Here is a 23,635-nt window from a genome sequence, read left to right on the forward strand (position 1 = left end):
TTACACCCCAGTGGCCAGGCCGCCCAGGTGGCGCATGAATTCCTCTCGATCCATTTCTCCCAGGATGCGCTGATTCGGCAATTCCTGTCCGTTGCGACTGTAGAACAGGATGGCCGGCGGCCCGAACAGCCCAAGCTCATTGAGCAGGGCCTGTTGCGCGGGTGTGTTGTCGGTCAGGTCAATCTGCAGCAGGGTGTAGGGTGATAACGCCTGCACGACCTGAGGGTCGCCGAAGACATTTCGCTCCATGACCTTGCAGGAGATGCACCAGTCGGCGTAGAAATCGAGCACCACCGGGCGGCTTTGGCTGTGTGCCTCGGAAAGCATGGCGCGGATTTCAGCAGGTGACTCCACGCGCTGGAACGGCGCGTGGCTGGCACCACTGCTCAGCCGCTGGAAGGTGCTGACATGCTCGAGTTAGCCGTAAAGGGCGTCAGGGGATTCAGTGGATCCTGGGCACCGCCCACGGCGCCAGCCAATAACGCCAGACCGTAGGCGAAGAGGACCAGGCCAAAGCCTTTCCGGGTTCGTTCCCAGCCGGCTTTGGCAGCATCGAAAGCGCCAAGCTGAACACCGGTGATGGCCACCAGCAGTCCCCACAACGTCAGTGCCAGCCAGGCCGGCACCAGACGCTCGACCAGCCAGATGGCGACAGCCAGCAACATCACTCCGTAAAAGTGCTTCACCGTTGTCATCCAGTGTCCGGTGCTGGGAAGCAGCTTGCGGCCGCCAACGGCAACCAGGATGAGCGGAACACCCATGCCGAGGCCGAGTGCGAACAGGGCGGCACCGCCAACCACGGCGTCTTGGGTGGTTGAGATATACAGCAGGCTTCCGGCCAGTGGTGCGGATACGCAGGGTGAGACGATCAGTGCCGAGAGCGCGCCAATACCGAAGATACTGATCATCCGGCCACCGGTCAGGCGATGGCTGGCGTTGTCCAGCGGCTCGCGAATAGCCCGCGGTAACTGTATTTCAAACAGATCAAACATCGACAGTGCGAATAGGACAAACAGGGCAGCGAACCCGCCTAGCACCCAGGGCGATTGCAATTGCGCCTGCAGATTGAAGCTGGCCCCAAGCAGGCCAGTCAGGACGCCTGCGGCGGCATAGGTCAGTGCCATGCCCAGTACGTAGCTACTGGACAGCATTAGCGCCTGGCCTGAGCTGCGGGTGTTTCGGCCCGACACCAGGGTGGAAATGATTGGCACCATGGGCAGCACACAGGGGGTGAAAGTCAGCCCGAGCCCGAGCAGAAAGAAAACGCCGGCGATGACCAACGTCGACTGCTGCGACAGAAAACCTGCCAGGCCTGTGGCCGTGGTGGTGTTTATATCGGCCGTCGCAGGAGTGTTGGCGCCAGTATTGATACCGCTGGACGCATTATCAGAGGGTGTGGCAACGGCAGTGCTCGCGCTGGTATCACTGCCCGGAAAGTACAGGACATCGCGAGTTTGCGGCGGATAACACAGGCCGGCCTCGGCGCAGCCTTGGTAGGTTACTTTCAGTTCGGCTTCCCGGACGCCCTCGGGCAGGGTGACCGGAATGCGCACCTCGACTGGGTCATAGAAAACGGTCACTTCGCCAAAAAACTCGTCGTGGGTAGTTTTCCCGGCGAGTGAAAACTGCGGTTCACCGGTTTTGACGCCCTCGGTGACCGGGGTGACACTCAGTCGACCTTTATACAGATAGTGACCCGGGGTGACGTCCCAGGCCAGAATCACCGCGCCGTTATCGGTGCTGTGACGGAATGGCAGCGCTTCATCGACTGGCAGGAAACCACTGTTACTGCCACCGAACAGGGAGTTGCCGCCTGAGCCGAGAGCGAAGGCCGGGCTGGTAACCGTGAGAAGGCACAGAGAGCCAGTATCAGGGTAAGGGCGAGGCCCTGTCGGCCGGTGGAGGGCACTGCGGCAGGTGCTGTCATAGTAAATGTTGGTTCCTGGTTTCGCTCTAAATGTTAGTTGTTTGCGTTGAAGTCGAGTCGGTTCGACATTCTGTTCCACGTTCGATGCCAGTGGACAGAAACGGGTTCTCAAAGTTCCTCGCTTTCCGTCTCAAAGTTCCCTCTGGTATTGAACGCTGTAAAGTCGCACAATAGCGAGCCAATGAATCACAGTCCAAATGAGCTTATCATGCTGTTCAATGACCTGTTCCGGGAAAGTCACCGGACGATTCTGGTCAGGGGCGGCGATGAACCCGAGTACAGACCCGCCGACGGCGACAATGGCCTGGCGCAGATTGTTTTCGCACATGGCTATTATGCCAGTGCTCTGCACGAAATCAGTCATTGGTGTATCGCAGGTGAGTATCGGCGCACACTTCACGACTATGGTTATTGGTACTGTCCGGACGGCCGCACACCCGAACAACAACGCGCGTTCGAACAGGTTGAGATTAAGCCTCAGGCGCTGGAATGGTTATTTTCGATAGCGGCGGGTACGCGGTTTCACATCAGTGTGGATAACTTGTCTGGTGATGGCGCAGCCAATGAGCAGGCGTTCAGGCTGGGTGTAAGAGTCCAGGCAAGCCATTACCTGACACACGGTCTGCCCCACCGCGCTGGCTTATTGTTGGACGCACTGAAAACCTTTTACGGAACTACCGACACGCATGCCACTAACTGGCATCGGGATGCCGAGCGCATTGCACCGTCAACGTCCGCTAAGAACTCCTCAAGGAAAACTGAGACTGTATGACATCTGAACCCAAGCACACTGGCGACCTCCGGTTCCAGGACCTCAATCTGGACCAGAAGCTTCAGGACGCCATCTCGGCGATTGGCTTTGAATACTGCACACCGATCCAGGCTGAAACCCTGCCATGGACCCTGGCCTGCGAAGATCTGATCGGCCAGGCCCAGACTGGCACCGGCAAGACCGCAGCCTTTCTGATTACCGCTATCCAGGCGCTGTTGGAAACCCCGATTCCGAAAACCGACCGTTTCGCTTCCGAGCCCCGGGTACTGGCGCTGGCGCCCACCCGCGAACTGGCCATGCAGATTGCCAAGGATGCCGAACAGTTGTGCGAGCACACCGGCCACAATGTGGTCACGGTTGTCGGTGGTATGAACTACGACAAGCAGCGGGATCAGTTGCAGAACGAAGTAGTGGATATCCTGGTGGCGACACCGGGCCGTCTGATCGATTTCCTCGGCTCCCAGGACGTGTTCCTGGACCAGCTCGATATTTTGATCCTGGACGAAGCTGACCGCATGCTGGACATGGGTTTCATCCCGGACGTCAAGCGGATCATCCGCAAGTGCACGGCCAAGGAAAACCGGCAGACCCTGCTGTTCAGCGCAACCTTTAACCAGGACGTGTTGAATCTTGCCTCCATGTGGACCCAGAACGCTGAGTTTGTGGAAATTGAGCCCGAGCAGAAAACTGCCGAGCGTGTTGAGCAATCGGTTTACCTGGTGGGTGAGGATGAGAAGCTGCCGGTGCTGGTGAATTACCTCAAGCGCCCGGAAGTGGAAAAGGCCATTGTCTTTGCCAACCGACGGGATCAGTGTCGGGACTTGGAAGAAGACCTGCGTAACCAGGGCGTTAAAGTATCGTTGATGTCAGGTGAAATCGCCCAAAACAAGCGATTGAAGACCCTGGACCAGTTCAAAAAGGGCAGTATTCAGGTCCTGGTGGCCACCGATGTGGCCGGTCGTGGTATCCACGTCAACGGTGTGACTCACGTTTTCAACTACAATCTTCCCGATAATGCTGAAGATTATGTGCATCGCATTGGCCGTACCGGGCGTGCGGGTAAGCACGGGGTGTCGGTCAGTTTTGCAGGGGAGGACGATTCCTTTGCCCTGCCGGCGATCGAAACCTATATCAGCCAGAAACTGAATACCACAGTGCCGGATGAGGTATTGATGACGCCCATGGAGAACCCGCCCATTACCCGGAAGCGGGGTCGGCGTCCCCAGAGCGGTCGGGGTGGTCCCGGTGGAAGAAATCAGCGCCAGCGAAGGAACTGACAGGACTGGACGACAACATGTTGATCGTAGCTGACGAAAACATCCCATTATTGGATTCCTTCTTCGGAGAAATCGGCGAAATTCGCCGGGTGTCTGGCCGCACCATGACGGCCAGCGATGTCCGTGATGCGGAGGTGCTGCTGGTCCGTTCGGTAACTCGCGTTGGGCCGGAGCTGCTGGAAGGCAGTAAGGTCCGCTTTGTAGGTACGGCGACCATTGGCACTGATCATGTCGACGAGGAGTGGCTGGCGCGCAACGGCATTCGTTTTTCTGCCGCGCCCGGTTGCAATGCCAACAGCGTAGCGGAGTACGTTCTGTCCGTGCTGTCGGTGCACGCCGAGCGGCGCGGACTGGCGGACTGGACCCGGCTAAGTGTTGGCATTGTCGGCGTCGGAAATGTTGGCAGCGAGCTTTCCCGCAAACTCGATCGACTTGGCTTCGATGTGCGCCTGTGCGATCCGCCTCGGGCCGAGCTTGAGGATGAAGCCGATACCTCGTTCGTATCCCTCGAAGAAGCTATGACCTGCGATGTTGTGACGTTGCATACCCCTCTGACCCGGAATCAGCCTCATGCCACTTATCACATGGTGGGTGCCGCTGAGCTGGAAGGTCTGTCGGCCGATCAGTTGCTGATCAATGCTGGACGGGGCGAGGTAATCGATACCCAGGCCTTGAAGGCCCGCTTGTCTCAGACCAGCGCACCAGTGGTGGCGCTTGATGTCTGGGAAAGCGAGCCCGCGATAGATCCGGAGTTGGTCCAGCAGGTCTGGCTGGCGACTCCGCACATTGCTGGATATAGTCTGGAAGGTAAGGTGCAGGGCACCGAAATGATCTATCGGGCCCTGAGCCGTTACCTGGGGTTTCCGGTGCGCAAGCAGGCGGGGCAGTTTTTGCCCGAGCCGGCATTGAGCAAGGTGTCTTTTACCAGTGCGGCTGACGAAGACGACGCGATTAAAATTGCGTTGCGGGCGTGTTACGACCCGCGCCGGGATGATGCTCGGTTGCGGATAGCGATGCGGGGATCAGACCAGGAGCGGGCTGCTGCGTTCGATCAGTTGCGCAGGGATTATCCGGTGCGCCGGGAGTGTTCCAGCTTGAAAGTCCAGTTGAAGGGTACCAGCAAATCGCTGCAAGATAGCTTTCGGGCCATCGGTTTCAAACTGAAAATCTGATTGATCGACCAATAAAAAAAGCCGGGGCAAATGCCCCGGCTTTTTTGTTTAGAGCCCCGCCTGCTTGAGGGCCTGAATCCGGTCCTCCAGCGGTGGATGGGTCATGAACAGGGCGCTCAGTCCGCCCCTGGCGCCCCGGTTAATACCGAAGGCCTGCAGCGTATCCGGCATTTGATCCGGCATTTCGCTTTCCTGTTTCAGTCTGGCCAACGCGCTGATCATGGCCGATCGCCCGGCCAGCTGTGCGCCAGCAATGTCTGCCCGGAACTCTCGCCGCCGGGAGAACCAGAACACAATGGTGCTGGCCAGAATGCCCAGGACGATTTCGGCGGCAATGCTGACCACGAAGAAGCCGATGCCGTGACCACTCTCGTTCTTGAAGATGACCCGGTCGACGAACGAGCCGATTACCCGGGAGGCGAAGATCACGAAGGTATTCACCACCCCCTGGATCAGTGCGAGGGTAACCATGTCGCCGTTGGCCACGTGGCCAATTTCATGCCCCAGAACTGCGCGGATTTCGTCTTTGTTAAATCGGTGCAGAAGCCCTTCACTGACTGCAACCAGCGCATCGTTCTTGTTCCAGCCGGTGGCGAAGGCGTTCGACTGTGAGGCCGGGAAAATGGCGACATCCGGCATGCCGATGCCGGCATTCTTGGCCAGGTCAGCCACTGTCTCCATCAGCCAGCGCTCCGCCGGCGTGCGAGGAGATTCGATGATCTTGGCCTTGGTGCTCCATTTCGCCATGGGCTTTGAGATCAGCAGCGAAATGATGGCGCCGGCAAAGCCGAAGACTGCAGCAAACGCCAGCAGCGGTCCGTATTGAATGCCGTGCTGCGAAAGGTAGCTGTCGACGCCAAGCAGTCTTAGCGTAAAACTCGCGACCAGGATGACCGCAAGGTTGGTGGCCAGAAACAACAGAATCCGCATTTTAATTCCCTGAATTATCTATCGAACACTTAGAAGCCGTGCTTAAGACCGGAATATAGGGTCGCAGTTCACGGCTTCAATGCCTGCCGCTGAATTTACCTGTTGCGATCAGCAAAAAAAGTGGCTTGAACGATCTGACTGATGCGCCCGGAATGGCCGGATTTAAGTGCTCTGCGAATCAGATGGATGTAGGTCGACAGGTCCTGCTGGACCGACGGTGGCAGCTGTCCCTCGCTCGGTTGAGATGACGGCGTGACCAACTGGTTCAGCGGCGCCGGGGCGGGAGCACTGAGCCGAACAAACGCGGCATGAGTGAGCACCGCCTGGTCCAAAGCCTCTTGCCGGATGGTATCGACGTAGCGCAACAAACCTTCTTCCTGGAGCCAGAGCAGCGCACCAAAGCAGGCCATGTGGCGTTTGCTGTGCAGTCCAAACTCGTCCGGCTCATCCGGGCCGGCAATGTCCTCGACGAACAGATTGACCCGGCGAGGAAAGACGCCATAAAGCTGGACCAGCGCAATGGCGACGTCCTTGTAGAATTCCTCAACGTGAATGTCAGCCATGAAAAACCTTATTGCTGATAGTTACCGAGGAAGCGACCCAGGCGCAACATGGCGTCATCCAGGGCGTCTTCGCGGGGCAGGAATACAACCCGCAGGTGCTGCTTGTCGTCAATGTTGAACGCCGAACCTTGAACCAGCAGGATCTTTTCCTGCAACAGCAGGTCCAGCACCAGCTTCTCGTCGTTTACGATCGGGAAATGCTTGGGGTCCAGTTTCGGGAACAGGTAAAGAGCGCCCTGTGGTTTCACACAGCTCACGCCGGGGATGTCATTGAGCATTCGCCATGCTGTCTCCCGTTGCTCGTAGAGCCGTCCTCCCGGAGCCACCAGATCGTTGATCGACTGATAGCCACCCAAGGCTGTCTGGATGGCCAGTTGCGCCGGCACGTTGGCGCATAGCCGCATGTTGGAGAGCATCTCGATGCCTTCGATCAGGTCGGTGGCCCGGTGCTTGGCGCCACTGATGATCATCCAGCCCGAACGATAGCCCGCGGCCCGGTAGTTTTTCGACAAGCCGTTGTAGGTGAAAAACAGCACGTCATCGGCCAGTGCGGCGGTGGACACGTGCACCGTGCCGTCGTAGAGGATTTTGTCGTAGATCTCGTCCGACAGCACGATCAGGTTGTGCTGGCGAGCCAGCTCGATCACCTGCTCCAGCAGTTCCCGGGTGTAAACGGCCCCGGTGGGATTGTTCGGGTTGATCAGGACAATGGCGCGGGTCCGGCGAGTAATCTTTTTCCGGATGTCGTCGATGTCTGGAAACCAGTTCTGCTGCTCATCGCAACGGTAGTGCACGGGTTTGCCGCTCGACAGGGTGACAGCGGCCGTCCAGAGTGGGTAGTCTGGAGCAGGAATGAGCACCTCATCGCCGGTGTTCAGCATCGCCTGCATCGACATCACGATAAGCTCGCTGACGCCGTTGCCCAGGAAGATATCATCGATGTCGACCTTGTCGATGCCGCGCTGCTGGCAGTAGTGCATGACTGCTTTGCGCGCCGAGAACAGGCCCTTGGATTCCACGTAACCCTGGGCCTGATGCATGTTGTAGATCACGTCCTGCTGGATTTCCTCGGGAACGTCCAGCTCAAATGCGGCCGGGTTTCCGATGTTCAATTTGAGAACCCGGTGGCCTTCCTCTTCCAGTCGACGTGCTTCCCGCAGAACTACGCCACGAATTTCATAGCACACGTTATCCAGCTTGGCGGATTTGTAGTAGTTCTGCATAAGGCCCAGGTTTCCTTGGTCTGAATTCGTAAAAATAAAACAGTCAGTTAATGGCTCTTCATTCTAGCGGAGCGAGGGGCGGCGGCAACAGGGAAATTATGATGAATTGTGGCGGGTTAAGGCAGATTTAGCGGTTAAGCCTGAAGTTCTGTTTCAGGTTTGAGGCCGGACTCGAATCCATTCCTTGGCTTTTCAAGAAACATTGTGCACAATTTAATTTCGAAAAATTAGAATCAGTAATGGCGAAGGAGACTGTTGTGTCAGCAACCAGCGTTTACGACTTTACCGCTCGCGACATCAAGGGTAACGAAAAAAGCCTGGCGGATTACCGTGGCAAGGTGCTTCTGATCGTGAATACGGCCAGCAAGTGCGGGTTTACGCCTCAGCTTGAGGGCCTGCAGGGCCTGCACTCAGACTTGGGCGAGCGCGGCCTGGAGGTGCTTGGGTTCCCGTGCAATCAGTTTCTGAATCAGGATCCGGGCAATGACGATGCCATCAGCGAATTCTGCAGCCTGAATTATGGCGTCGATTTCCCGATGTTCTCGAAGATTGAAGTGAATGGCGATGGCACCCATCCGCTCTTCCAGTTCTTGAAGAGCGAAGCCAAGGGCCTGATGGGATCGGAAAAGGTAAAGTGGAACTTTACCAAGTTCCTGGTGGGCCGGGACGGTCAGGTGATCAGGCGCTATCCGCCCACGGCCAAGCCGCAGGACATCCGCAAAGACATTGAGAAGCTGCTGTAGCTATGACCAAGCCGGACGACGCACTGTCGCTCGACAATCAGGTCTGTTTTGCCCTCTACGCTGCTAATCGGGCGGTAACAGCCCGATACCGGCCGTTGCTGGCAGATTTGGATCTGACCTATCCGCAGTATCTGGTGATGCTGGTGCTCTGGGAGGAGGGGCAGTCCGGCGCGCTTACCCGGGTGTCCGATCTCGGTCGGCGATTGCGGCTGGATTCGGGCACGCTGACCCCGCTGCTGAAGCGGCTTGAAGGGCGTGGGCTGCTGAATCGTCAGCGCATCAGCCAAGATGAGCGGGTGGTAACGCTGGCTCTGACCGACGCCGGCTGGGCATTGCAGGAGCGGGCCAGGTCCGTGCCACAAAAGTTGCTTTGCGGCGTGGCGCTCCAGCCGGAAAGGCTGCAGGCGCTGCGCAAGGAATTGCGGGCGGTGCTTACGGCTCTTGAGGGCGAGGCGGGGTCCAGCGATTGATGGCTGCGCGCAATTCTTCACGTTTGAAAGGCTTGGTGACGTAGTCGTTCATGCCGGCCGTGATGCAGTCGTCCCGATCACCCTGCATCACGTTAGCGGTCACGGCAATGATCGGAACCGCTTGCCAGTCCGAGTTCTGCCGTATTCTCCGGGTGGCTTCGTAGCCGTCCATAATCGGCATTTGGCAATCCATCAGGATCAGGTCGAATTCCCCGGCCGCCATGGCATCCAGCGCGCGCTGCCCATTCTCGGCACTTTCAACCGTGTGCCCCAACTTCTTCAGAATACTGCTGGCCACCAGTTGGTTAACCTGGTTGTCCTCCACCAGAAGAATCCGAAGCGATTGAGCGGTCTGCTCCGGTTCAAGCGCGTCTGGACTGCGCAGGGCGGGATCGCTGTCGACGATGCCGGCAGCCCGGCACAGGCAGCGGTAGAGTTCGTCCCGGCGAAGGGGCAGGGAAAGGATTGGATTATCGGATTTTCCTTGCGCTGAAATTCCCAGTGAATCAGCCAGAATCAGCCCCGGCCCATGCCAGTTTGCGGCCTGCACCGCACTCTCGATACCGTCCTTTCCTATCAGTGTGAGCAGGATGCCCCGTTGTTCCGTGCCAGTCTCCCAGACTGGGATTTGCCAGGCCCGAAGTTGGCGTTCGATAGCAGGCCGATGCGGATTGTCGGCCGGGATCGCCAGGGTAACGCCAGTATCCACGAGTTCCTTGGCAGCCTGGGGCAGTTGATCCGGACTACTGTCTTCGTGCATGGGTAGCGGCACGGTGACGGTGAAGTGGGTGCCGTGACCCTCGGTGGAATCCACCATAATTCGGCCGTGCATGCGTTCAACCAACTGTCGGCACAGGGTCAGCCCAAGTCCGGTTCCTCCATACAGCCTCGTCGTGTCGGCGTCAGCTGGGAAAACGGTGAGAATATCTTGTGCAGACCATCGGTGGACATGCCGATGCCGGTATCAATGACGTCCAGCCTGAGCATACCAGCGGAGTAAGCGGCCTTAATGAACACGGACCCCTTGTCGGTGAACTTGATCGCATTGCTGAGCAGGTTGTTGAGAACCTGGCGGGTCCGGGTAGGATCGCCAAGGAAGCTTTGCGGCAGCGATGGATCGATTTCGTTGACCAGTTCTATGCGCTTTCTCCGGGCCTGCTGGGCGTGCAGGGTTGAAGCCTCCTCAATCAGGTTCCGCAGGTTAAACGGAATATTCTCCAGGCTCAGTTTGCCAGCCTCCACCTTGGAGATATCGAGAATGTCATTCAGAAGGCCAAGCAGACTTTCGCCGGCACTGAAGGCGACCTCAAGTCGATAGCGCTGGCTAGAGTCAAGATCGCCTTCGAGGGCCAGTCCCAGCATGCCCAATACGCCATTCAGTGGTGTGCGAATTTCGTGGCTCATGCTGGCCAGAAAGTTGGCCCGGGCCCTTGCCCTGCGCACCGCATCCTCCTTGGCCTTGATCAGAGCCCGGTTGCTGCGCTGGAGGGCGTCGTTCTTCTCGGATATCTCGCGAGTGCGATCGTCAACTTCTCGCTCGAGCTGGGAGGAATAATCCTTCATCGCGCTCTCGGCGGAGCGCAGCTGGTCCAGACTGGAATCCATGGTTTCCAGGTGTCGGTTGATAATGCCCACCATGGTGCCAATTTCGTCCTGCTGATGATTCGCCGGAACGGGCAAGCGGGCCTTTTCCGGTGAGTTGGCCTGCACCTCGCCAAGTGCATTAATGACGTTCAGCATCGGCCGGGTCAGTATCAGATAGAAAATGCCCAGCAGGGCGGCGGTGAGGGCCAGGCTTTTGAGCAGACCGCTGATCAGCGTGTAAGTGGCCCGCTCCAGAAACTGAAGCCCGTAGTGATAGGTGTCGATGGTAACAATGAGTCGGCCGAGCGGTAGGTCCTCCAGTTGAGGCACACTCAATTCCTGGCTAAACACCCGGTTTGATTCGAACAGCAGGTCGCTGGCCCAGCGGTAGGGGGAGTCCGGGCTGCTCTGGCTGGCAGCTGCCATGGTCTGGTCGTCGTTGTCGATGATTCTGGCGTCAGTGGTCGCCGGGTGGCGCAGCAGGCCATCAAGAAGTTCTTCGGCGAGGCGGACATCGATGTTGTAGGCAATCTGGGAAGCCGGACTGACGCTGATGTCGATCAGTGCGTGAACGTCCTCTTCCATGGCGGCCCGGGCGTTGACGTAGTCGATGGTGATCTGGATAAGGTTAAGCACCAGTCCCAACGCCATGGCGATCAACACCGTATCCCGGGTCAGCCGGAAGGAAAGCCGCTTTCTGAAACCATTGATCACGAGTAGTTACTGTCCCTGTGTCAGGGCAGCGTCTGCTGCCCGAGTGCCAAAGCCGTCACTCGTCGTAATCGGCCTTTTTCTTCCATTCCTCGTCGTGCAGGAAGGTGTCCCATTCCCGATCCAACTTCGCCTGAGACCCGGAATGTGCGGTGTCCTTTCCTTCCACAATCAGGGCTTCCAGTTCTTTTATCCGGATCCGGAAACTTTTGACGGCTTTCATTGCTAGCGGGTTGTCTCGGGACTTACCCATTTCAGTACTGGCGAGATGGTAAGCGTGAATGGCCTTTCGGATCTCGTTCTGACGGACGTAATCCCTGGCCTGGAACATGTGCAGGTCAGCGTGGGTTTTATGGACGAGAAACAGCACGAATTTGAGGTTTTTCTTGGCTGTTGCGGCGTCCAGCTTACTGCTCTTGTGCATGTCTTCGATCATTTTGAACAGATTCTGCAGCAGCTCCTTTACGTAGGTAGCCTTTTCCGGCGTATCGATTTTTACCGGAGACCGGGTGTCCTGCTTGGCCTGAATCTGGTCTTTCAGCTGCTGGGCCGCTTCTTGCCATTTTTTGACAGGGAGATCGGACTTGAGGCCTGCCAGCTGCACGCATGCTTCTTCCATGCGTTTGATCAACAGCAGTTTCAGATCCGATGTCAGGTATTGCCCGGGGATTTCCGACAGCAGTCGATTGGCTCGGTTGTACGCATCCTGCTGATTTGTGATCTTTCGGGCACGCTCAATGCGGGCCTTCTCGCGCATCTGGCTTAACACGATCAGGAAGATCGACACCGCCACGACGGCTGCCAGTATTATTACAATGGTGGTGGTATCCATTAGATCTTTAGTGGCTCCGGCTTCAGTTTGAGAGTTAGCTGGCGCATTGCCCCGCCTCAAGTTACCGATATTATTCAGCAAGCGTCACAAAGACTAGCAGAAATACCGTAGTCAATCCGTTGCGAAATGTGACTGATGCAATCATCCATTGATTACGTGAATTTTGAACTCCTGTATATTGCTTCGGTGAATAAAGGGTAAGGCCTTTTGTTCGATGTTTTTTGATGTACGACGTACCCGGAGTTGCCCATGGATATTTCCCGTGTTGACCTGAACCTGCTTGTGTACCTGGACGTTCTGTTGCGGGAGCGAAACGTCACCAAGGCTGCCAACCACCTTGGCATTACCCAGCCGGCGATGAGCAACGGGCTGCGACGCTTGCGGGATCTGTTCGGTGATCCCTTGTTGATCAGAACCAGTGAGGGCATGACGGCTACCGAACGAGGCCGCGAGCTGCAACCCCTGGTGCGAGGCATCCTGTCGGATATTGAGCAGGCAGTGCAAGAGAAAACCCCGTTTTCAGCGCTGGAAAGCCAGCGGGTCTTCCGTATTATGGCCAGTGATTACGCCGAGTCCTGCCTGATGCCCCGGGTGTTACGCCGGATTCGCCAGGAAGCTCCGCATGTCACCCTGGATGTGCTGACCCCCAGTGACGTCAGCTTTCTGGACGTGGAGCAGGGCCGGCTCGATATGGCGATCAACCGGTTCGACAAAATCCCCCAATCGTTTCATCAGAAAACCCTGTGGACCGAGTATTTCGCCTGTCTGATGAACGCCCGCAATCCGATTCTGAAGGCGCCGTTCACGCTTGATACCTATCTGGATGCGAGCCACATCTGGGTCAGCAAAACCGGGTTTGGAGTCGGTGTCGGGGTTAATCCCAAGGATGTGCAGCGCTTGGGTTGGGTGGATGAGGCGCTTTCCCGCATGGGTCGTAAACGCCAGATATCGGTGTTTACCCGGCACTACCAGGTGGCGATGCTGCTGGCTGAGCAGCACGACCTGATCGCCACGCTGCCGTCGCGAGCGGCATGGCTGCAGAAGGATAATTCGAATCTTGTGGTAAAGGTGCCACCGTTCGAGATCCCGCCATTTGAGCTGAAAATGGCGTGGAGCCCTCTGCTCCAGCACAACTCGGATCACCAGTGGTTACGTAAGCTGATTGCGGAAGTGGCCAGTGAAGTAGATCAGGAGTTCGCGCCGTTTGGCGCCCAGTTTGAGTCTGCCGAAAGTCCTCAGGCCCATCACTCAGAGCGGTAACTCTCTCAGCTCCAGGGAGCTTCGACCTGCGTCCCACATACGCTGGAAATTCTCGGCCAGCAGTTTGACCCGGCCAGGGTCGGAAAACTTGGCATAACCTTCCGGTTTGGAAAAGTCATGACGATAGACCAGCCCGTCACGGTCGGCCAGCATGAATGGCTGGTCTTCCACCGGATAGTCCTGGCTTACCAGCCTTAGTTCAATCCTGCTTGGTAGTCGTCGCATCAATTCCACCAGCTTATGTCTGCGCTTTACCAGCGGGCCGTCATCGTGGATGAGCAAGCGCACTTCGCTGAGCCGGTGCCGGCGGGCAAGGGCGGAGATCAGTTCCCGAAAACGATGTCGGTCATAGAGGTTGTGCTCAAGTACGCGATCGTAAAGCCAGAGCCGCTGTCCGGCCTGGCCGGCTACGGAATCGATCAGGTCGAGCATGCGATTCTCGTCGGAGAACAGCCAGGTGTCGGAGTCTTCGCCGAGAATCATGGGCGCCGACTTTTGTTCCAGTGCTTCGGCGAGTAAAGCGGGCGCCAGGCAGCGCATGTCGATATGGCTGATGCCGGCGTCATCGTAGCGATCGGAGAAGGCATGAAAACCGGAACGCTGGTAGAAGGGGATGGCGTATTCCTGCGCCGAGAGCCGGATCTCGTGGTAGTCACCGGCGGCTTCGGTAATCAGGTGGCGCAGCAGCGCCTCACCAACGCCGCGGCCACGGAACCCCGGCATAATCGCCATGCGGCCGATGTGCGCAGTTTCGCCAAGGGTGGAAAATAGCCGCGCCGTGCCTACGGGCGTGTTATCCGGCAGCACCGCGAGATAGTGGTCGGCAATCTCGTCAGTATCGTCCCACTCCAGCTCAGGTGGCACCTTTTGTTCGTCAATAAACACACGTTGACGGATGTCATGGATATGACCCGGAGCCAGTTGCCAGCTGTACTTTCTGAATTTCACTCTCATGGCGACCAACTATTCGAAGTAGACCGATCCCTGATTATACAACGTGCACAGCAGTCCGAGCAGGGCTTCGTCATCGGTGAACTGCGCCAGGCGATCGGCATCAATGTAGGCGCCGGCGCAGAGCAGCGGTGCCATCGGTCGGGCATCACCTTTCAGCAGATACTGTTCGCCATCCACGAACAGCGCGGTATCGTCGTCAAAATCGTAGTAGGCAAAGCGGGAGCCTCGTTCCAGCGCAGCTGTTCTCCGGCTTGAATGGCCGCGGCCAGCTCCTCGGGTGACGCCGGCTCCTCGGCGGGAACGACAATGTCCATGCTCTTCGGCGCGGTGGCGTATTGGCCGAACCAGAGTGAGAGCTTTCGACGATCCCCCAGTTTTTCGCGCAGCAGGTCGTCGAGAGTGTCGATCACGGCGGGCTGGATGGTGCCGGGGTTGTCCTGAACCTGAAGGTCTGGATCGCCCAGGTGCTCGCTGGAATCGGCCTGGCTGCACAGGAAGTCGGTGAAGCCGGTCAGCACGTCATCAACAGTGGGGGCCCTGAAACCAATGGACAGGGTAATGCAGTCGTCGACGGCAACCCCATGGTGGCCAACGCCCGGGGGCAGGTAAAGCATGTCGCCCGGTGCCAGGGTAACGGTTTCCTCACCATCCCAGCCGCTGAGAATGCGCAGGGGGGTGCCTTCTACCCGTGGCGATGCCTGGTCGCAGTGTCCACCGAAGGTCCAGCGGCGTTCACCCTGGGCTTGCAGCAGGAACACATCGTACTGATCGTAGTGTGGGCCTACGCTTCCGCCTTTGGGGGCGTAACTGGCCATGATGTCATCAAGGCGCCAGTTGGGTACGAAGCGGAAGTGTTCCAGCACATCTGCCACCTCGGGAACCCAGTGGTCGAGGCCCTGCACGAGCAGGGTCCAATCCTGCTCTGGAAGCTGGCTGAAGCGTTCGGGCGTGAACGGGCCATTGTGCAGCTGCCAGGGTTTACCATTGTCGTTTTCCAGGACAATGCGGGATTCCACGCCCTCTTCGCACGCCAGTCCGGCCAGTTCGTCGGGACTGACGGGTGAGGTCAGCCCCGGAAACGCCTGGCGGATGACCAGCGGCTTTTTCTGCCAGTAATCCCGCAGAAATTCAGAGGCGGTCAGCCCACCGAGCATATCCATGCCTACACTCCAAGTTTCAGATGTTGCGTGCCTGATCGACAGCGTTGCCAATATAGCCGCCCGGTGTCAGCGCCATCAGCTCGTGCTTGGCGGTGTCGGGAATATCCAGTGACTGAACAAAGCTCTGGATGACTTCCGGCGTCATGGCCTTGCCGCGGGTCAGGGCCTTGAGTTTCTCGTACGGCTTTTCAATGTTGTACCGGCGCATCACAGTCTGGATCGGTTCGGCCAGAACTTCCCAGGCGTGATCAAGGTCCTCGTCCAGGCGGGCCGGGTTGATTTCCAGTTTGCCCAGTCCTTTCAGTGTCGCCTCGTACGCGATCAGGCTGTGGGCAAAGCCGACACCCAGGTTACGCAGCACGGTGGAGTCGGTCAGGTCTCGTTGCCAGCGGGAGATTGGCAGCTTGGCGGCGAGGTGATTGAGCAGGGCGTTGGCAATGCCCAGGTTGCCTTCGGAGTTCTCGAAGTCAATCGGGTTCACCTTGTGAGGCATGGTGGAGGAGCCCACTTCGCCTTCCACAGTCTTCTGCTTGAAGTAGCCCAGGGAGATGTAGCCCCAGATATCGCGGTCCAGATCAATCACGATGGTGTTGAAACGCGCGACCGCATCGTACAGCTCGGCGATGTAATCGTGGGGTTCGATCTGGGTGGTGTACGGGTTCCAGTCCAGGCCCAGGCTTTCAATGAACTCACGGGCGTTGGCGGCCCAATCAATCTCGGGGTACGCCGACAGGTGGGCGTTGTAGTTGCCGACAGCACCGTTGATCTTGCCCAGCAATTCGACGGCGCGAATCTGCTTAACCTGGCGACGCAGGCGGTGCACCACGTTCGCGAATTCCTTGCCAACGGTGGTCGGCGAGGCTGTTTGACCGTGGGTGCGGGACAGCATCGGTTGCTCAGCGTGTTCTTGCGCCAGTTCGCCCAGTTTGTCGACAAACCGAGCCATGGCGGGAAGCAGGCCATGATCAAGGCCTTCGCGCAGCATCAGTGCGTGGGACAGGTTGTTGATGTCCTCGGAGGTGCAGGCGAAGTGAACAAACTCGGTCACCGCGTGCAGTTCAGGGAATTCAGCAATCTGTTCCTTGATGAAGTACTCAACGGCTTTTACGTCGTGATTGGTGGTGCGCTCGATGTCCTTGATGCGCTGGGCATCTTCGAGGTTGAACTCGCTGACCAGTTTGTCCAGAAACGCATTGGCTTCGGCGGAGAACGCCGGAACCTCGGTAACTCCGGGGTGCGCGGCCAGCTTCTGGAGCCAGCGGATCTCGACGGTTACCCGGTTCCTGATCAGGCCATACTCACTGAAAATGTCTCGGAAGACGCTGACTTTACTGCCGTAGCGTCCATCGACCGGGGAAATGGCGGTCAGGGCGGTGAGTTCCATCGAAAACCTCTCAAATCGTTAACGGATCGGGCCAAAAGAAAATTAGGGGCGCATATGATACACCAGCGCCGCGCCGGACGCAGTTGTGTGGGAACTGTTGTTCCAGAGCTACAGTGGACTGTTGGCCTTGTCGGCCAGCTGCCGGGCGTGCTCGATGACTTTCTTGCGATTGAAAATCAGCTGCCAGCGTCGGCCGCCTGTTTGGCGCCACAGAACCGCGGAACGGATGCCTGCAAGCAGCAGGGCGCGGACTTTGGCGGCGTTTTCCTCGCGCTGCAGGACACTGGGATTGCCGCTCACCTGAATGCGTAACCGAAAGGTGCTTATGGTATCGGCGTACACTGAGGCGAGATTGCTAATCAGGTTGCTGTGGGTATAGCCAAAGTGGCTGGCTGTGTGACGAGCCTGATCAATGCGGGAGCCAATGGCGTCCAGCATTTCCGGGCTGCGATTAAGTTTAGCTTCCAGCTGGATCAGGTTGAGCACGTACCTTAGTACCTCAATGTCCTGCTGCTTGCTCTGCTGGCTCAGCACCGATGAGAGTGTAACCAGTCCCTCGTGAATGTCCGCGAGATCGCCGCCATAGACATCCAGGGTTGAGGCCGGATCGGTGGCGAACAGCGAGCGGATGCAGGTTTCGAGGCTGGTCTCCGAGCACTGGCCGTTGTGAGCAATTTGCTGGACCAGGTTGGCAGCTTGACACACGCCAGCCAGGGCGAGGGTCTGATCGTTCAGGGATCGACTCATGCGCCCAATTCCTGCTGGCATTGTTCGGAGAGGCGGGCCGGCAGTGCTTCACCATCACGCCAGGTTTCCTCGATCACGCCACCGCCCAGGCAGACCTCGCCATCGTAGAAAACCACGGACTGACCCGGAGTGACTGCTCGCTGAGCATCATAGAAGACCACCTTGACGCCCTCATCCAGCACCAAAACCTCGCAGTCCTGATCAGGCTGACGGTAACGGGTTTTGGCCTTGCAACGGAATTGGGAGGCCGGTGGTTCGCCGGCCACCCAGTCGATTGGGCCGGACACCAGTCCGCGCGCGAACAGGAGCGGGTGGTGCTTTCCCTGAACCGCAATAAGAACGTTGCGGGTAAGGTCTTTCTCGGCAACGTACCAGGGTTCATCGCCAAATTCGCTGAGGCCTCCAATACCGAGGCCCTGGCGTTGGCCAATGGTGTGGTACATCAGGCCCTGGTGACGACCGATGACCTTGCCATCCGGTGTCTCGATGTCACCCGGTTGCGCGGGCAGGTACTGCTTCAGGAAATCGGTGAACTTGCGTTCGCCGATGAAGCAGATGCCGGTGGAATCTTTTTTGTCATGAGTGACAAAACCCTGGGCTTCGGCAATCCGACGAACTTCAGGTTTTTCCAGCTCACCGACCGGAAACAGGGTGCGGGCGATACGCTCACCTGAGACTGCGTGAAGGAAGTAGCTCTGGTCTTTGTTGGCATCCAGGCCTTTCAGCAGCTGAGCCCGGCCGGAATCGTCGGACAGTGGACGCTGGCGGGTGTAATGACCGGTGGCAATATAATCGGCACCCAGGGTAACGGCGTAATCGAGAAATGCCCGGAACTTAACCTCTTTGTTGCACAGAATGTCCGGGTTAGGGGTGCGACCGGCGGTGTATTCCGACAGGAAGTGCTCAAACACACGGTCCCAGTACTCGGCGGCAAAACTGGCAGTGTGAAGCTTGATGCCGATGCTGTCCGCAACCGCCTGGGCGTCTGCCAAATCGGTCATTGCGGTGCAGTACTCGGTGCCATCGTCTTCGTCCCAGTTTTTCATGAACAGGCCTTCGACCTGATAGCCTGGTCTTTCAGCAACCAGGCGGCGACAGAAGAATCGACGCCGCCGGACATGCCGACGATTACTCGGGTATTTGCTGCGGGAGGTGTTTCGGATGCGTGTGTCATGAAAACGTCAGTCTGGGTGAAAAGCTGCCAAGTCTACCATTTGTCCGGCATTACGTCTGCGCGTCGACGATGACATCGAGCGGGTAGCGCCGGCCATTTCGGTAATCTTCTATGCATTCGAGCACCAACGGGCTGCGGAGCTGGTCTTTCAGCCCACGGATGTCCTCCAGCAACAGCCAGTGCGCGGCAATGATGCCGGTATCGAGTTCCTCGCTGACCTGTTCAAGGGCTTTGGCCGAGTAGCAGAAGCGGTAGTAGGTGACGCCGTTGGCAGGCGCCTTGTAGGTGTAAACGCCAAGGAAATGCTCGGGCTCCACCACCCAACCGGTTTCTTCCAGGGTTTCACGCTTGACCGCGTCCAGAATGGCCTCGTCCTCCTCGACATGGCCCGCAGGCTGATTGAAGACGACGCGGCCGCCGCTGGTTTCTTCGACCACCAGAAACCGGCCTTCCTGGTCTTCAACAATAACGGCGACAGTGGCGTGGGGTGTCCAGGTCATGGCTGTTTTCTGCTCCTGCTGCTGTGGGGTTTGCCCGGTTTTCGCCGCCCCGGATGGTTGCGACGTGGGGGCGCCGTAGGGACGTGGACGGTGATACCGCGGTGCTGGCCCGGCAATAAGCTGCCCAGGGTCCAGTCTCCTATACGGTAGCGGATCAGCCGGAGGGTTGGGAAGCCGACCGCAGCGGTCATGCGTCGTACCTGTCGGTTTCGGCCCTCGGTAATGGTCAGCTCCAGCCAGCTGGTGGGCACCGATTCCCGGTACCTGACCGGCGGTGTTCTGGGCCAGATCTCGGGCTGGTTGAGTCGGCGGGCCTTCGCCGGTGCCGTATTGCCATCCTTGAGCCGGACGCCGCGCTCGAGTCGGGAGAGAGCGTCATTGGTTATGTCACCCTCCACATGTACCCAGTAGGTTTTAGGCATTTTGGCGGTAGGTGAAGCAATGCGATGCTGTAGGGCGCCTTCGCTGGTCAGCAGCAGCAGGCCCTCGGAGTCGTAATCGAGCCGGCCGGCCGGATACACGCCGGGTATCTGAATCCAGTCCGCAAGGGTCGCCCTGACCGGTTTCCCGCTGTCCTGGCGATCGTCAGTGAACTGGCTGAGTACACGAAAGGGTTTATTGAAGAGAATCAGGTTGGCCATTACTTCCAGCGCGTCCGCAGTGATAGGTTGGAGCTCAGCAAAAATATCGATTGCAGGGTTACTTTACCAATGGTGGCCGGCAAAGTCGTTGTGGGGCTATGAGGTCGGCTACAAAGAGTGCAGGTTTCAGGAGGCAACAGGCAGAGCTGCCTGAATTGGGTTCAGGGTGTCGCAGGGAGAAAGTGCGCAAGCCCGCTTACAGTTTCATTATCGCGCACTACATCGTCGCCTGCCTCAGGGCAGGCGTGCCAGGGCCACTTGTCAACGATTGGTCAGGCGTTTGCTGCACGCGGCGGGAAATCGCTCCGACCTGGGTCCGGGTCATCAGTTTTGACCTCCTCTGATGCGCCAGCATTCTCTTGCGTCGCTTTCTGGGGCTGTGCATCGGGGACAATATTGATGGCGTGGACGCCTTTATCGCTGGGTTTTTTGTCAAAGGTAACGGGTTGGCCAGCCTTCAGTGTCTTGTAGCCGTCCATTTGGACCGATGAAAAGTGGGCAAACAGATCGTCACTGCAGCCGTCCTCAATGATGAAACCGTACCCTTTGGCATTGTTGAACCATTTAACCTTGCCTCTTGGCATGATGAACTCCCCTGTTCATGTGCTGTCACATTTTATTATTGGTGTTGTGAACATTCCGCTCTATGTCACTGGAAGCGGATTTCGGTTACATAACCCTCATTGATCGGTGCCGGTTACATAACATGCGTTGGAATTTACATTATTTAACAATGCAAGTTAACTTTCGGCCAATCGGCGCGTCGAGTCAATAGTTTCTATTGCCGGAATGTGTGGTTGAAGGCGGTCTGGAACCGGTATCATGCGCGTATAGTTGAATTCCTCGCGCCCGGTTCTCGACTTAGCTTGAAAACACGGGGTCAGACAACCACATTATGCAAAGGGCACCGATAAACCGGTAAAGAATGATGCGGACTATCGAAGATTCTCTACTAGTATTTAATCAGGGGGAGGACGAACAACCGGGACGCCAAGACGATCTCAGTGTTGCGCCCGAAAAACCTGCCCTGAAGCGCCCGGCGCGATTTCGCGTAGTGCTTCTGAATGACGATTACACGCCCATGGATTTTGTTGTGGAAGTGTTGATGAAGTTCTTCGGCATGAACGAAGAGAAGGCGACGCAGGTGATGCTGCTCGTCCATACGCAAGGAAAGGCCGTATGTGGGTATATACCCGAGACATCGCAGAAACGAAGGCAGCACAGGTGAACCAGTATTCCTCGGAATGCGAACATCCGCTGCTTTGCGAGATTGAACGTGCGGACTGACAGACGTTGGGGTGGCCCATGCTGAGTAAAGATCTAGAAATTACGCTGAATACGGCTTTCAAGAGTGCTCGCGACAAGCGTCATGAATTCATGACCGTGGAGCACTTATTGCTGGCCTTGTTAGATAACGAATCGGCGGTGGGCGTTCTGAAAGCGTGTGGAGCAGATCTCCAGCGACTTCAAGAAGAGCTTATGGAATTCGTAGACTCAACAACACCGCTCATTCCGAGCAGTGACAGTGAGCGCGAAACCCAGCCTACCCTTGGATTTCAGCGCGTGCTGCAACGGGCTGTATTTCATGTCCAGTCTTCCGGCAAGAAGGAAGTGACTGGCGCTAACGTTTTGGTTGCTATCTTCAGTGAGCAGGAGAGCCAAGCGGTCTACGTTCTGAAGAAGCAGAACATTGCTCGTATTGATGTGGTTAACTTCGTGTCCCACGGCATCTCCAGGGTGCAGGGTGCGGAAGACCAGGAGGGCCATGATCAGGCCGCTCCGGATGAAACCGGTGAAGAAGGCGGGCATTCCAAGCCGCTGGAAAGCTACGCCACCAATCTCAATGAGCAAGCTCGCCAGGGGCGGATTGATCCGCTGATTGGGCGAGAGCACGAGGTTGAACGGGTAGTACAGATCCTGGTTCGGCGCCGGAAAAATAACCCGCTTCTGGTCGGTGAGGCCGGTGTCGGCAAGACTGCGATCGCCGAAGGTTTGGCTAAGCGCATCGTCGATGGCCAGGTGCCGGATATCATTTCCGACGCGGTGGTCTACTCATTGGACCTCGGCGCACTGCTGGCCGGCACCAAGTACCGGGGCGATTTTGAAAAGCGCCTTAAAGGCCTGTTGGCTGAGCTGAAAAAAGAGCAGCACGCGATCCTGTTCATCGATGAGATCCACACCATCATCGGGGCTGGTTCCGCGTCTGGTGGCGTGATGGATGCCTCCAACCTGCTCAAGCCCATGCTGAGCTCGGGCGAGATCCGCTGCATCGGTTCAACAACTTTCCAGGAATTCCGTGGAATTTTTGAGAAAGACAGCGCCCTGGCGCGTCGTTTCCAGAAGATCGACGTGAACGAGCCAAGTGTTGAAGACACGTATCAGATCCTGAAGGGGTTGAAGCCCAACTTCGAAAAGCACCACGATCTGAAATACACCGACAAGGCCCTTCGAGTTGCGGCGGAACTGGCCGACCGCTACATCACTGACCGTCATCTGCCCGATAAGGCCATCGACGTCATTGACGAAGCGGGCGCACGGCAACGTCTGCAGCCGGAGAATAAGCGCAAGAAGGCTATCGATGTGACCGACATCGAAGATGTGGTGGCCAACATCGCGCGGATTCCGCCGAAGAACGTATCCACCAGCGACAAGGATCTGCTCCGCAACCTGGAGCGCGACCTGAAAATGGTTGTCTTTGGCCAGGATCCGGCCATCGAGTCCCTGTCCACGGCTATCAAGTTGGCGCGTGCCGGGCTGAAAGCGCCGGAGAAACCGGAAGGGGCGTTCCTGTTTGCCGGTCCGACTGGTGTCGGTAAAACCGAAGTCACCAAGCAGTTGGCGAAAGTGCTGGGCATCGAGCTGGTTCGATTCGATATGTCCGAGTACATGGAGCGGCATACCGTGTCACGCCTGATTGGTGCGCCTCCGGGGTACGTAGGTTACGACCAGGGTGGTCTGCTGACCGAATCGGTCAACAAGCATCCGCACTGCGTGCTGCTGCTGGATGAGATCGAAAAAGCCCATCCGGAAGTGTTCAACCTGCTGTTGCAGGTGATGGACCACGGCACCCTGACTGACAACAACGGCCGCAAGGCGGACTTCCGCCATGTGATCCTGGTGATGACAACGAACGCGGGGGCAGAAAGTATGGCTCGCCGTTCCATCGGCTTCAGCGAGCAGGATCACAGCACTGACGGCATGGAGATTATCAGCAAGACCTTCACGCCGGAGTTCCGCAACCGTCTGGATGGCATCATCCAGTTTGCCGATCTGCAGAAGGAGACCATCACTCACGTGGTCGACAAGTTCCTCACCGAGCTGCAGGCGCAGTTGGATGAGAAGCATGTTGTCCTGCATGTGGATGAGGACGCCAAGGTGTGGCTGGCAGAGAAGGGTTATGATGTCACTATGGGGGCACGGCCGATGTCCCGCTTGATTCAGGACAAGATCAAGCGACCGCTGGCCGAGCAGATCCTGTTTGGGCGCCTTTCTGAGAAGGGCGGGGATGTGTTCATCCATCTGCGCGATGATGAGCTGGTCTTCGATTATGAGGACGAGCCAGCAGAGGCGGTGTAAGAAACCGGCACTCTGTAAGCAATAAAAAACCGCTG

The 23,635-nt window shown here is 57.5% G+C and carries 17 protein-coding genes and 5 pseudogenes; 8 read left to right on the forward strand and 14 right to left on the reverse strand.

From position 1 onward, the window contains the following. Nucleotides 1–1,859: pseudogene (gene dsbD, locus AU14_RS00375) on the reverse strand (protein-disulfide reductase DsbD). A 276-nt stretch (nucleotides 1,860–2,135) separates the two neighbouring features. Here dsbD and AU14_RS00380 point away from each other — a divergent pair. The 3 genes from AU14_RS00380 to pdxB are packed head-to-tail and all read left to right on the forward strand — an operon-like array spanning nucleotide 2,136 to nucleotide 5,148. Next, nucleotides 2,136–2,699, forward strand: a complete 564-nt coding sequence (locus tag AU14_RS00380) for an elongation factor P hydroxylase (protein WP_407942806.1) — start codon at nucleotides 2,136–2,138, stop codon at nucleotides 2,697–2,699. Further along, nucleotides 2,696–3,976: a DEAD/DEAH box helicase gene (locus tag AU14_RS00385; protein ID WP_041338131.1), complete on the forward strand. Its 1,281-nt coding sequence runs from the start codon at nucleotides 2,696–2,698 to the stop codon at nucleotides 3,974–3,976. Before AU14_RS00380 ends, AU14_RS00385 begins: the two co-directional genes overlap by 4 nt. A 17-nt stretch (nucleotides 3,977–3,993) precedes the next feature. Beyond that, nucleotides 3,994–5,148, forward strand: a complete 1,155-nt coding sequence (pdxB, locus tag AU14_RS00390; protein ID WP_041338133.1) for a 4-phosphoerythronate dehydrogenase PdxB — start codon at nucleotides 3,994–3,996, stop codon at nucleotides 5,146–5,148. Nucleotides 5,149–5,196: 48 nt separating this feature from the next. On the opposite strand, the gene htpX is transcribed toward pdxB, so the two are convergent. The 3 genes from htpX to AU14_RS00405 form a co-directional block, all read right to left on the reverse strand. Beyond that, on the reverse strand, nucleotides 5,197–6,078 hold the full coding sequence (gene htpX, locus AU14_RS00395) for a protease HtpX (protein ID WP_041338135.1): 882 nt from the start codon (nucleotides 6,076–6,078) through the stop codon (nucleotides 5,197–5,199). A 95-nt stretch (nucleotides 6,079–6,173) separates the two neighbouring features. Then, entirely contained in the window at nucleotides 6,174–6,641 is a 468-nt protein-coding gene (locus AU14_RS00400; protein WP_041338137.1) for a hypothetical protein, read from the reverse strand. An 8-nt stretch (nucleotides 6,642–6,649) separates the two neighbouring features. Continuing rightward, nucleotides 6,650–7,864 carry a pyridoxal phosphate-dependent aminotransferase gene (locus AU14_RS00405; protein WP_041338138.1) on the reverse strand — a complete coding sequence of 405 codons (1,215 nt, stop codon included), beginning with the start codon at nucleotides 7,862–7,864 and terminating at the stop codon, nucleotides 6,650–6,652. A 239-nt stretch (nucleotides 7,865–8,103) separates the two neighbouring features. On the opposite strand from AU14_RS00405, the gene AU14_RS00410 reads away from it, so the two are divergent. Both AU14_RS00410 and AU14_RS00415 read left to right on the forward strand, forming a co-directional pair. Next, complete coding sequence (locus AU14_RS00410) at nucleotides 8,104–8,607, forward strand: glutathione peroxidase (RefSeq protein WP_041338140.1); 504 nt, start codon at nucleotides 8,104–8,106, stop codon at nucleotides 8,605–8,607. A 2-nt stretch (nucleotides 8,608–8,609) separates the two neighbouring features. Continuing rightward, nucleotides 8,610–9,077, forward strand: a complete 468-nt coding sequence (locus tag AU14_RS00415) for a MarR family winged helix-turn-helix transcriptional regulator (RefSeq protein ID WP_041338142.1) — start codon at nucleotides 8,610–8,612, stop codon at nucleotides 9,075–9,077. On the opposite strand, the pseudogene AU14_RS23580 reads toward AU14_RS00415, so the two are convergent. Together AU14_RS23580 and AU14_RS00425 are read right to left on the reverse strand one after the other, a co-directional pair. Further along, nucleotides 9,040–11,375, reverse strand: a pseudogene (locus AU14_RS23580) (response regulator). The gene AU14_RS00415 and the pseudogene AU14_RS23580 sit on opposite strands and share 38 nt — an antisense overlap. Nucleotides 11,376–11,430: 55 nt before the next feature. After that, on the reverse strand, nucleotides 11,431–12,204 hold the full coding sequence (locus AU14_RS00425; RefSeq protein ID WP_041338143.1) for a hypothetical protein: 774 nt from the start codon (nucleotides 12,202–12,204) through the stop codon (nucleotides 11,431–11,433). A 249-nt stretch (nucleotides 12,205–12,453) separates the two neighbouring features. Between AU14_RS00425 and AU14_RS00430 the strand changes: the two genes are divergently transcribed. Continuing rightward, the gene (locus AU14_RS00430) at nucleotides 12,454–13,464 is read left to right on the forward strand and encodes a LysR family transcriptional regulator (protein ID WP_041338144.1); all 1,011 of its coding nucleotides are present in this window, start codon (nucleotides 12,454–12,456) and stop codon (nucleotides 13,462–13,464) included. On the opposite strand, the gene AU14_RS00435 is transcribed toward AU14_RS00430, so the two are convergent. The 8 genes and pseudogenes from AU14_RS00435 to AU14_RS23075 form a co-directional block, all read right to left on the reverse strand. Next, nucleotides 13,453–14,418 carry a GNAT family N-acetyltransferase gene (locus tag AU14_RS00435; protein WP_041343408.1) on the reverse strand — a complete coding sequence of 322 codons (966 nt, stop codon included), beginning with the start codon at nucleotides 14,416–14,418 and terminating at the stop codon, nucleotides 13,453–13,455. The genes AU14_RS00430 and AU14_RS00435 overlap by 12 nt on opposite strands. Before the next feature lie 9 nt (nucleotides 14,419–14,427). After that, nucleotides 14,428–15,578: pseudogene (locus AU14_RS00440) on the reverse strand (JmjC domain-containing protein). A 16-nt stretch (nucleotides 15,579–15,594) separates the two neighbouring features. After that, entirely contained in the window at nucleotides 15,595–16,962 is a 1,368-nt protein-coding gene (gene purB / locus AU14_RS00445; RefSeq protein WP_041338145.1) for an adenylosuccinate lyase, read from the reverse strand. A gap of 108 nt (nucleotides 16,963–17,070) precedes the next feature. After that, nucleotides 17,071–17,709, reverse strand: a complete 639-nt coding sequence (gene hflD / locus AU14_RS00450; protein WP_041338147.1) for a high frequency lysogenization protein HflD — start codon at nucleotides 17,707–17,709, stop codon at nucleotides 17,071–17,073. Next, nucleotides 17,706–18,883, reverse strand: a pseudogene (gene mnmA / locus AU14_RS00455) (tRNA 2-thiouridine(34) synthase MnmA). The gene hflD and the pseudogene mnmA overlap by 4 nt, the downstream one beginning before the upstream one ends. A gap of 50 nt (nucleotides 18,884–18,933) precedes the next feature. After that, the gene (locus tag AU14_RS00460; protein WP_041338148.1) at nucleotides 18,934–19,383 is read right to left on the reverse strand and encodes an NUDIX hydrolase; all 450 of its coding nucleotides are present in this window, start codon (nucleotides 19,381–19,383) and stop codon (nucleotides 18,934–18,936) included. After that, on the reverse strand, nucleotides 19,380–20,024 hold the full coding sequence (locus tag AU14_RS00465; protein WP_041338151.1) for a pseudouridine synthase: 645 nt from the start codon (nucleotides 20,022–20,024) through the stop codon (nucleotides 19,380–19,382). Before AU14_RS00465 ends, AU14_RS00460 begins: the two co-directional genes overlap by 4 nt. A gap of 272 nt (nucleotides 20,025–20,296) precedes the next feature. Next, nucleotides 20,297–20,608, reverse strand: coding sequence for a cold shock domain-containing protein (locus AU14_RS23075; protein ID WP_041338153.1), 312 nt, complete (start codon nucleotides 20,606–20,608; stop codon nucleotides 20,297–20,299). Between the two features lie 344 nt (nucleotides 20,609–20,952). Between AU14_RS23075 and clpS the strand changes: the two are divergent. Both clpS and clpA read left to right on the forward strand, forming a co-directional pair. Then, a pseudogene (gene clpS / locus AU14_RS00475) lies at nucleotides 20,953–21,311 on the forward strand (ATP-dependent Clp protease adapter ClpS). An 18-nt stretch (nucleotides 21,312–21,329) separates the two neighbouring features. After that, entirely contained in the window at nucleotides 21,330–23,600 is a 2,271-nt protein-coding gene (gene clpA / locus AU14_RS00480; RefSeq protein WP_041338155.1) for an ATP-dependent Clp protease ATP-binding subunit ClpA, read from the forward strand. The last annotated feature ends 35 nt before the right edge of the window (nucleotides 23,601–23,635 follow it).

This window comes from Marinobacter similis (assembly GCF_000830985.1).
Lineage (GTDB): Bacteria > Pseudomonadota > Gammaproteobacteria > Pseudomonadales > Oleiphilaceae > Marinobacter > Marinobacter similis.

Excerpts from the sequence above, each read along its gene's own strand:
- AU14_RS00380 (WP_407942806.1), top strand. The coding sequence starts at position 2,136 with ATGCTGTTCAATGACCTGTTCCGGGAAAGTCACCGGACGATTCTGGTC.
- AU14_RS00385 (WP_041338131.1), top strand. The coding sequence starts at position 2,696 with ATGACATCTGAACCCAAGCACACTGGCGACCTCCGGTTCCAGGACCTC.
- pdxB (WP_041338133.1), top strand. The coding sequence starts at position 3,994 with ATGTTGATCGTAGCTGACGAAAACATCCCATTATTGGATTCCTTCTTC.
- htpX (WP_041338135.1), bottom strand. The coding sequence starts at position 6,078 with ATGCGGATTCTGTTGTTTCTGGCCACCAACCTTGCGGTCATCCTGGTC.
- AU14_RS00400 (WP_041338137.1), bottom strand. The coding sequence starts at position 6,641 with ATGGCTGACATTCACGTTGAGGAATTCTACAAGGACGTCGCCATTGCG.
- AU14_RS00405 (WP_041338138.1), bottom strand. The coding sequence starts at position 7,864 with ATGCAGAACTACTACAAATCCGCCAAGCTGGATAACGTGTGCTATGAA.
- AU14_RS00410 (WP_041338140.1), top strand. The coding sequence starts at position 8,104 with ATGGCGAAGGAGACTGTTGTGTCAGCAACCAGCGTTTACGACTTTACC.
- AU14_RS00415 (WP_041338142.1), top strand. The coding sequence starts at position 8,610 with ATGACCAAGCCGGACGACGCACTGTCGCTCGACAATCAGGTCTGTTTT.
- AU14_RS00425 (WP_041338143.1), bottom strand. The coding sequence starts at position 12,204 with ATGGATACCACCACCATTGTAATAATACTGGCAGCCGTCGTGGCGGTG.
- AU14_RS00430 (WP_041338144.1), top strand. The coding sequence starts at position 12,454 with ATGGATATTTCCCGTGTTGACCTGAACCTGCTTGTGTACCTGGACGTT.
- AU14_RS00435 (WP_041343408.1), bottom strand. The coding sequence starts at position 14,418 with ATGAGAGTGAAATTCAGAAAGTACAGCTGGCAACTGGCTCCGGGTCAT.
- purB (WP_041338145.1), bottom strand. The coding sequence starts at position 16,962 with ATGGAACTCACCGCCCTGACCGCCATTTCCCCGGTCGATGGACGCTAC.
- hflD (WP_041338147.1), bottom strand. The coding sequence starts at position 17,709 with ATGAGTCGATCCCTGAACGATCAGACCCTCGCCCTGGCTGGCGTGTGT.
- AU14_RS00460 (WP_041338148.1), bottom strand. The coding sequence starts at position 19,383 with ATGACCTGGACACCCCACGCCACTGTCGCCGTTATTGTTGAAGACCAG.
- AU14_RS00465 (WP_041338151.1), bottom strand. The coding sequence starts at position 20,024 with ATGGCCAACCTGATTCTCTTCAATAAACCCTTTCGTGTACTCAGCCAG.
- AU14_RS23075 (WP_041338153.1), bottom strand. The coding sequence starts at position 20,608 with ATGCCAAGAGGCAAGGTTAAATGGTTCAACAATGCCAAAGGGTACGGT.
- clpA (WP_041338155.1), top strand. The coding sequence starts at position 21,330 with ATGCTGAGTAAAGATCTAGAAATTACGCTGAATACGGCTTTCAAGAGT.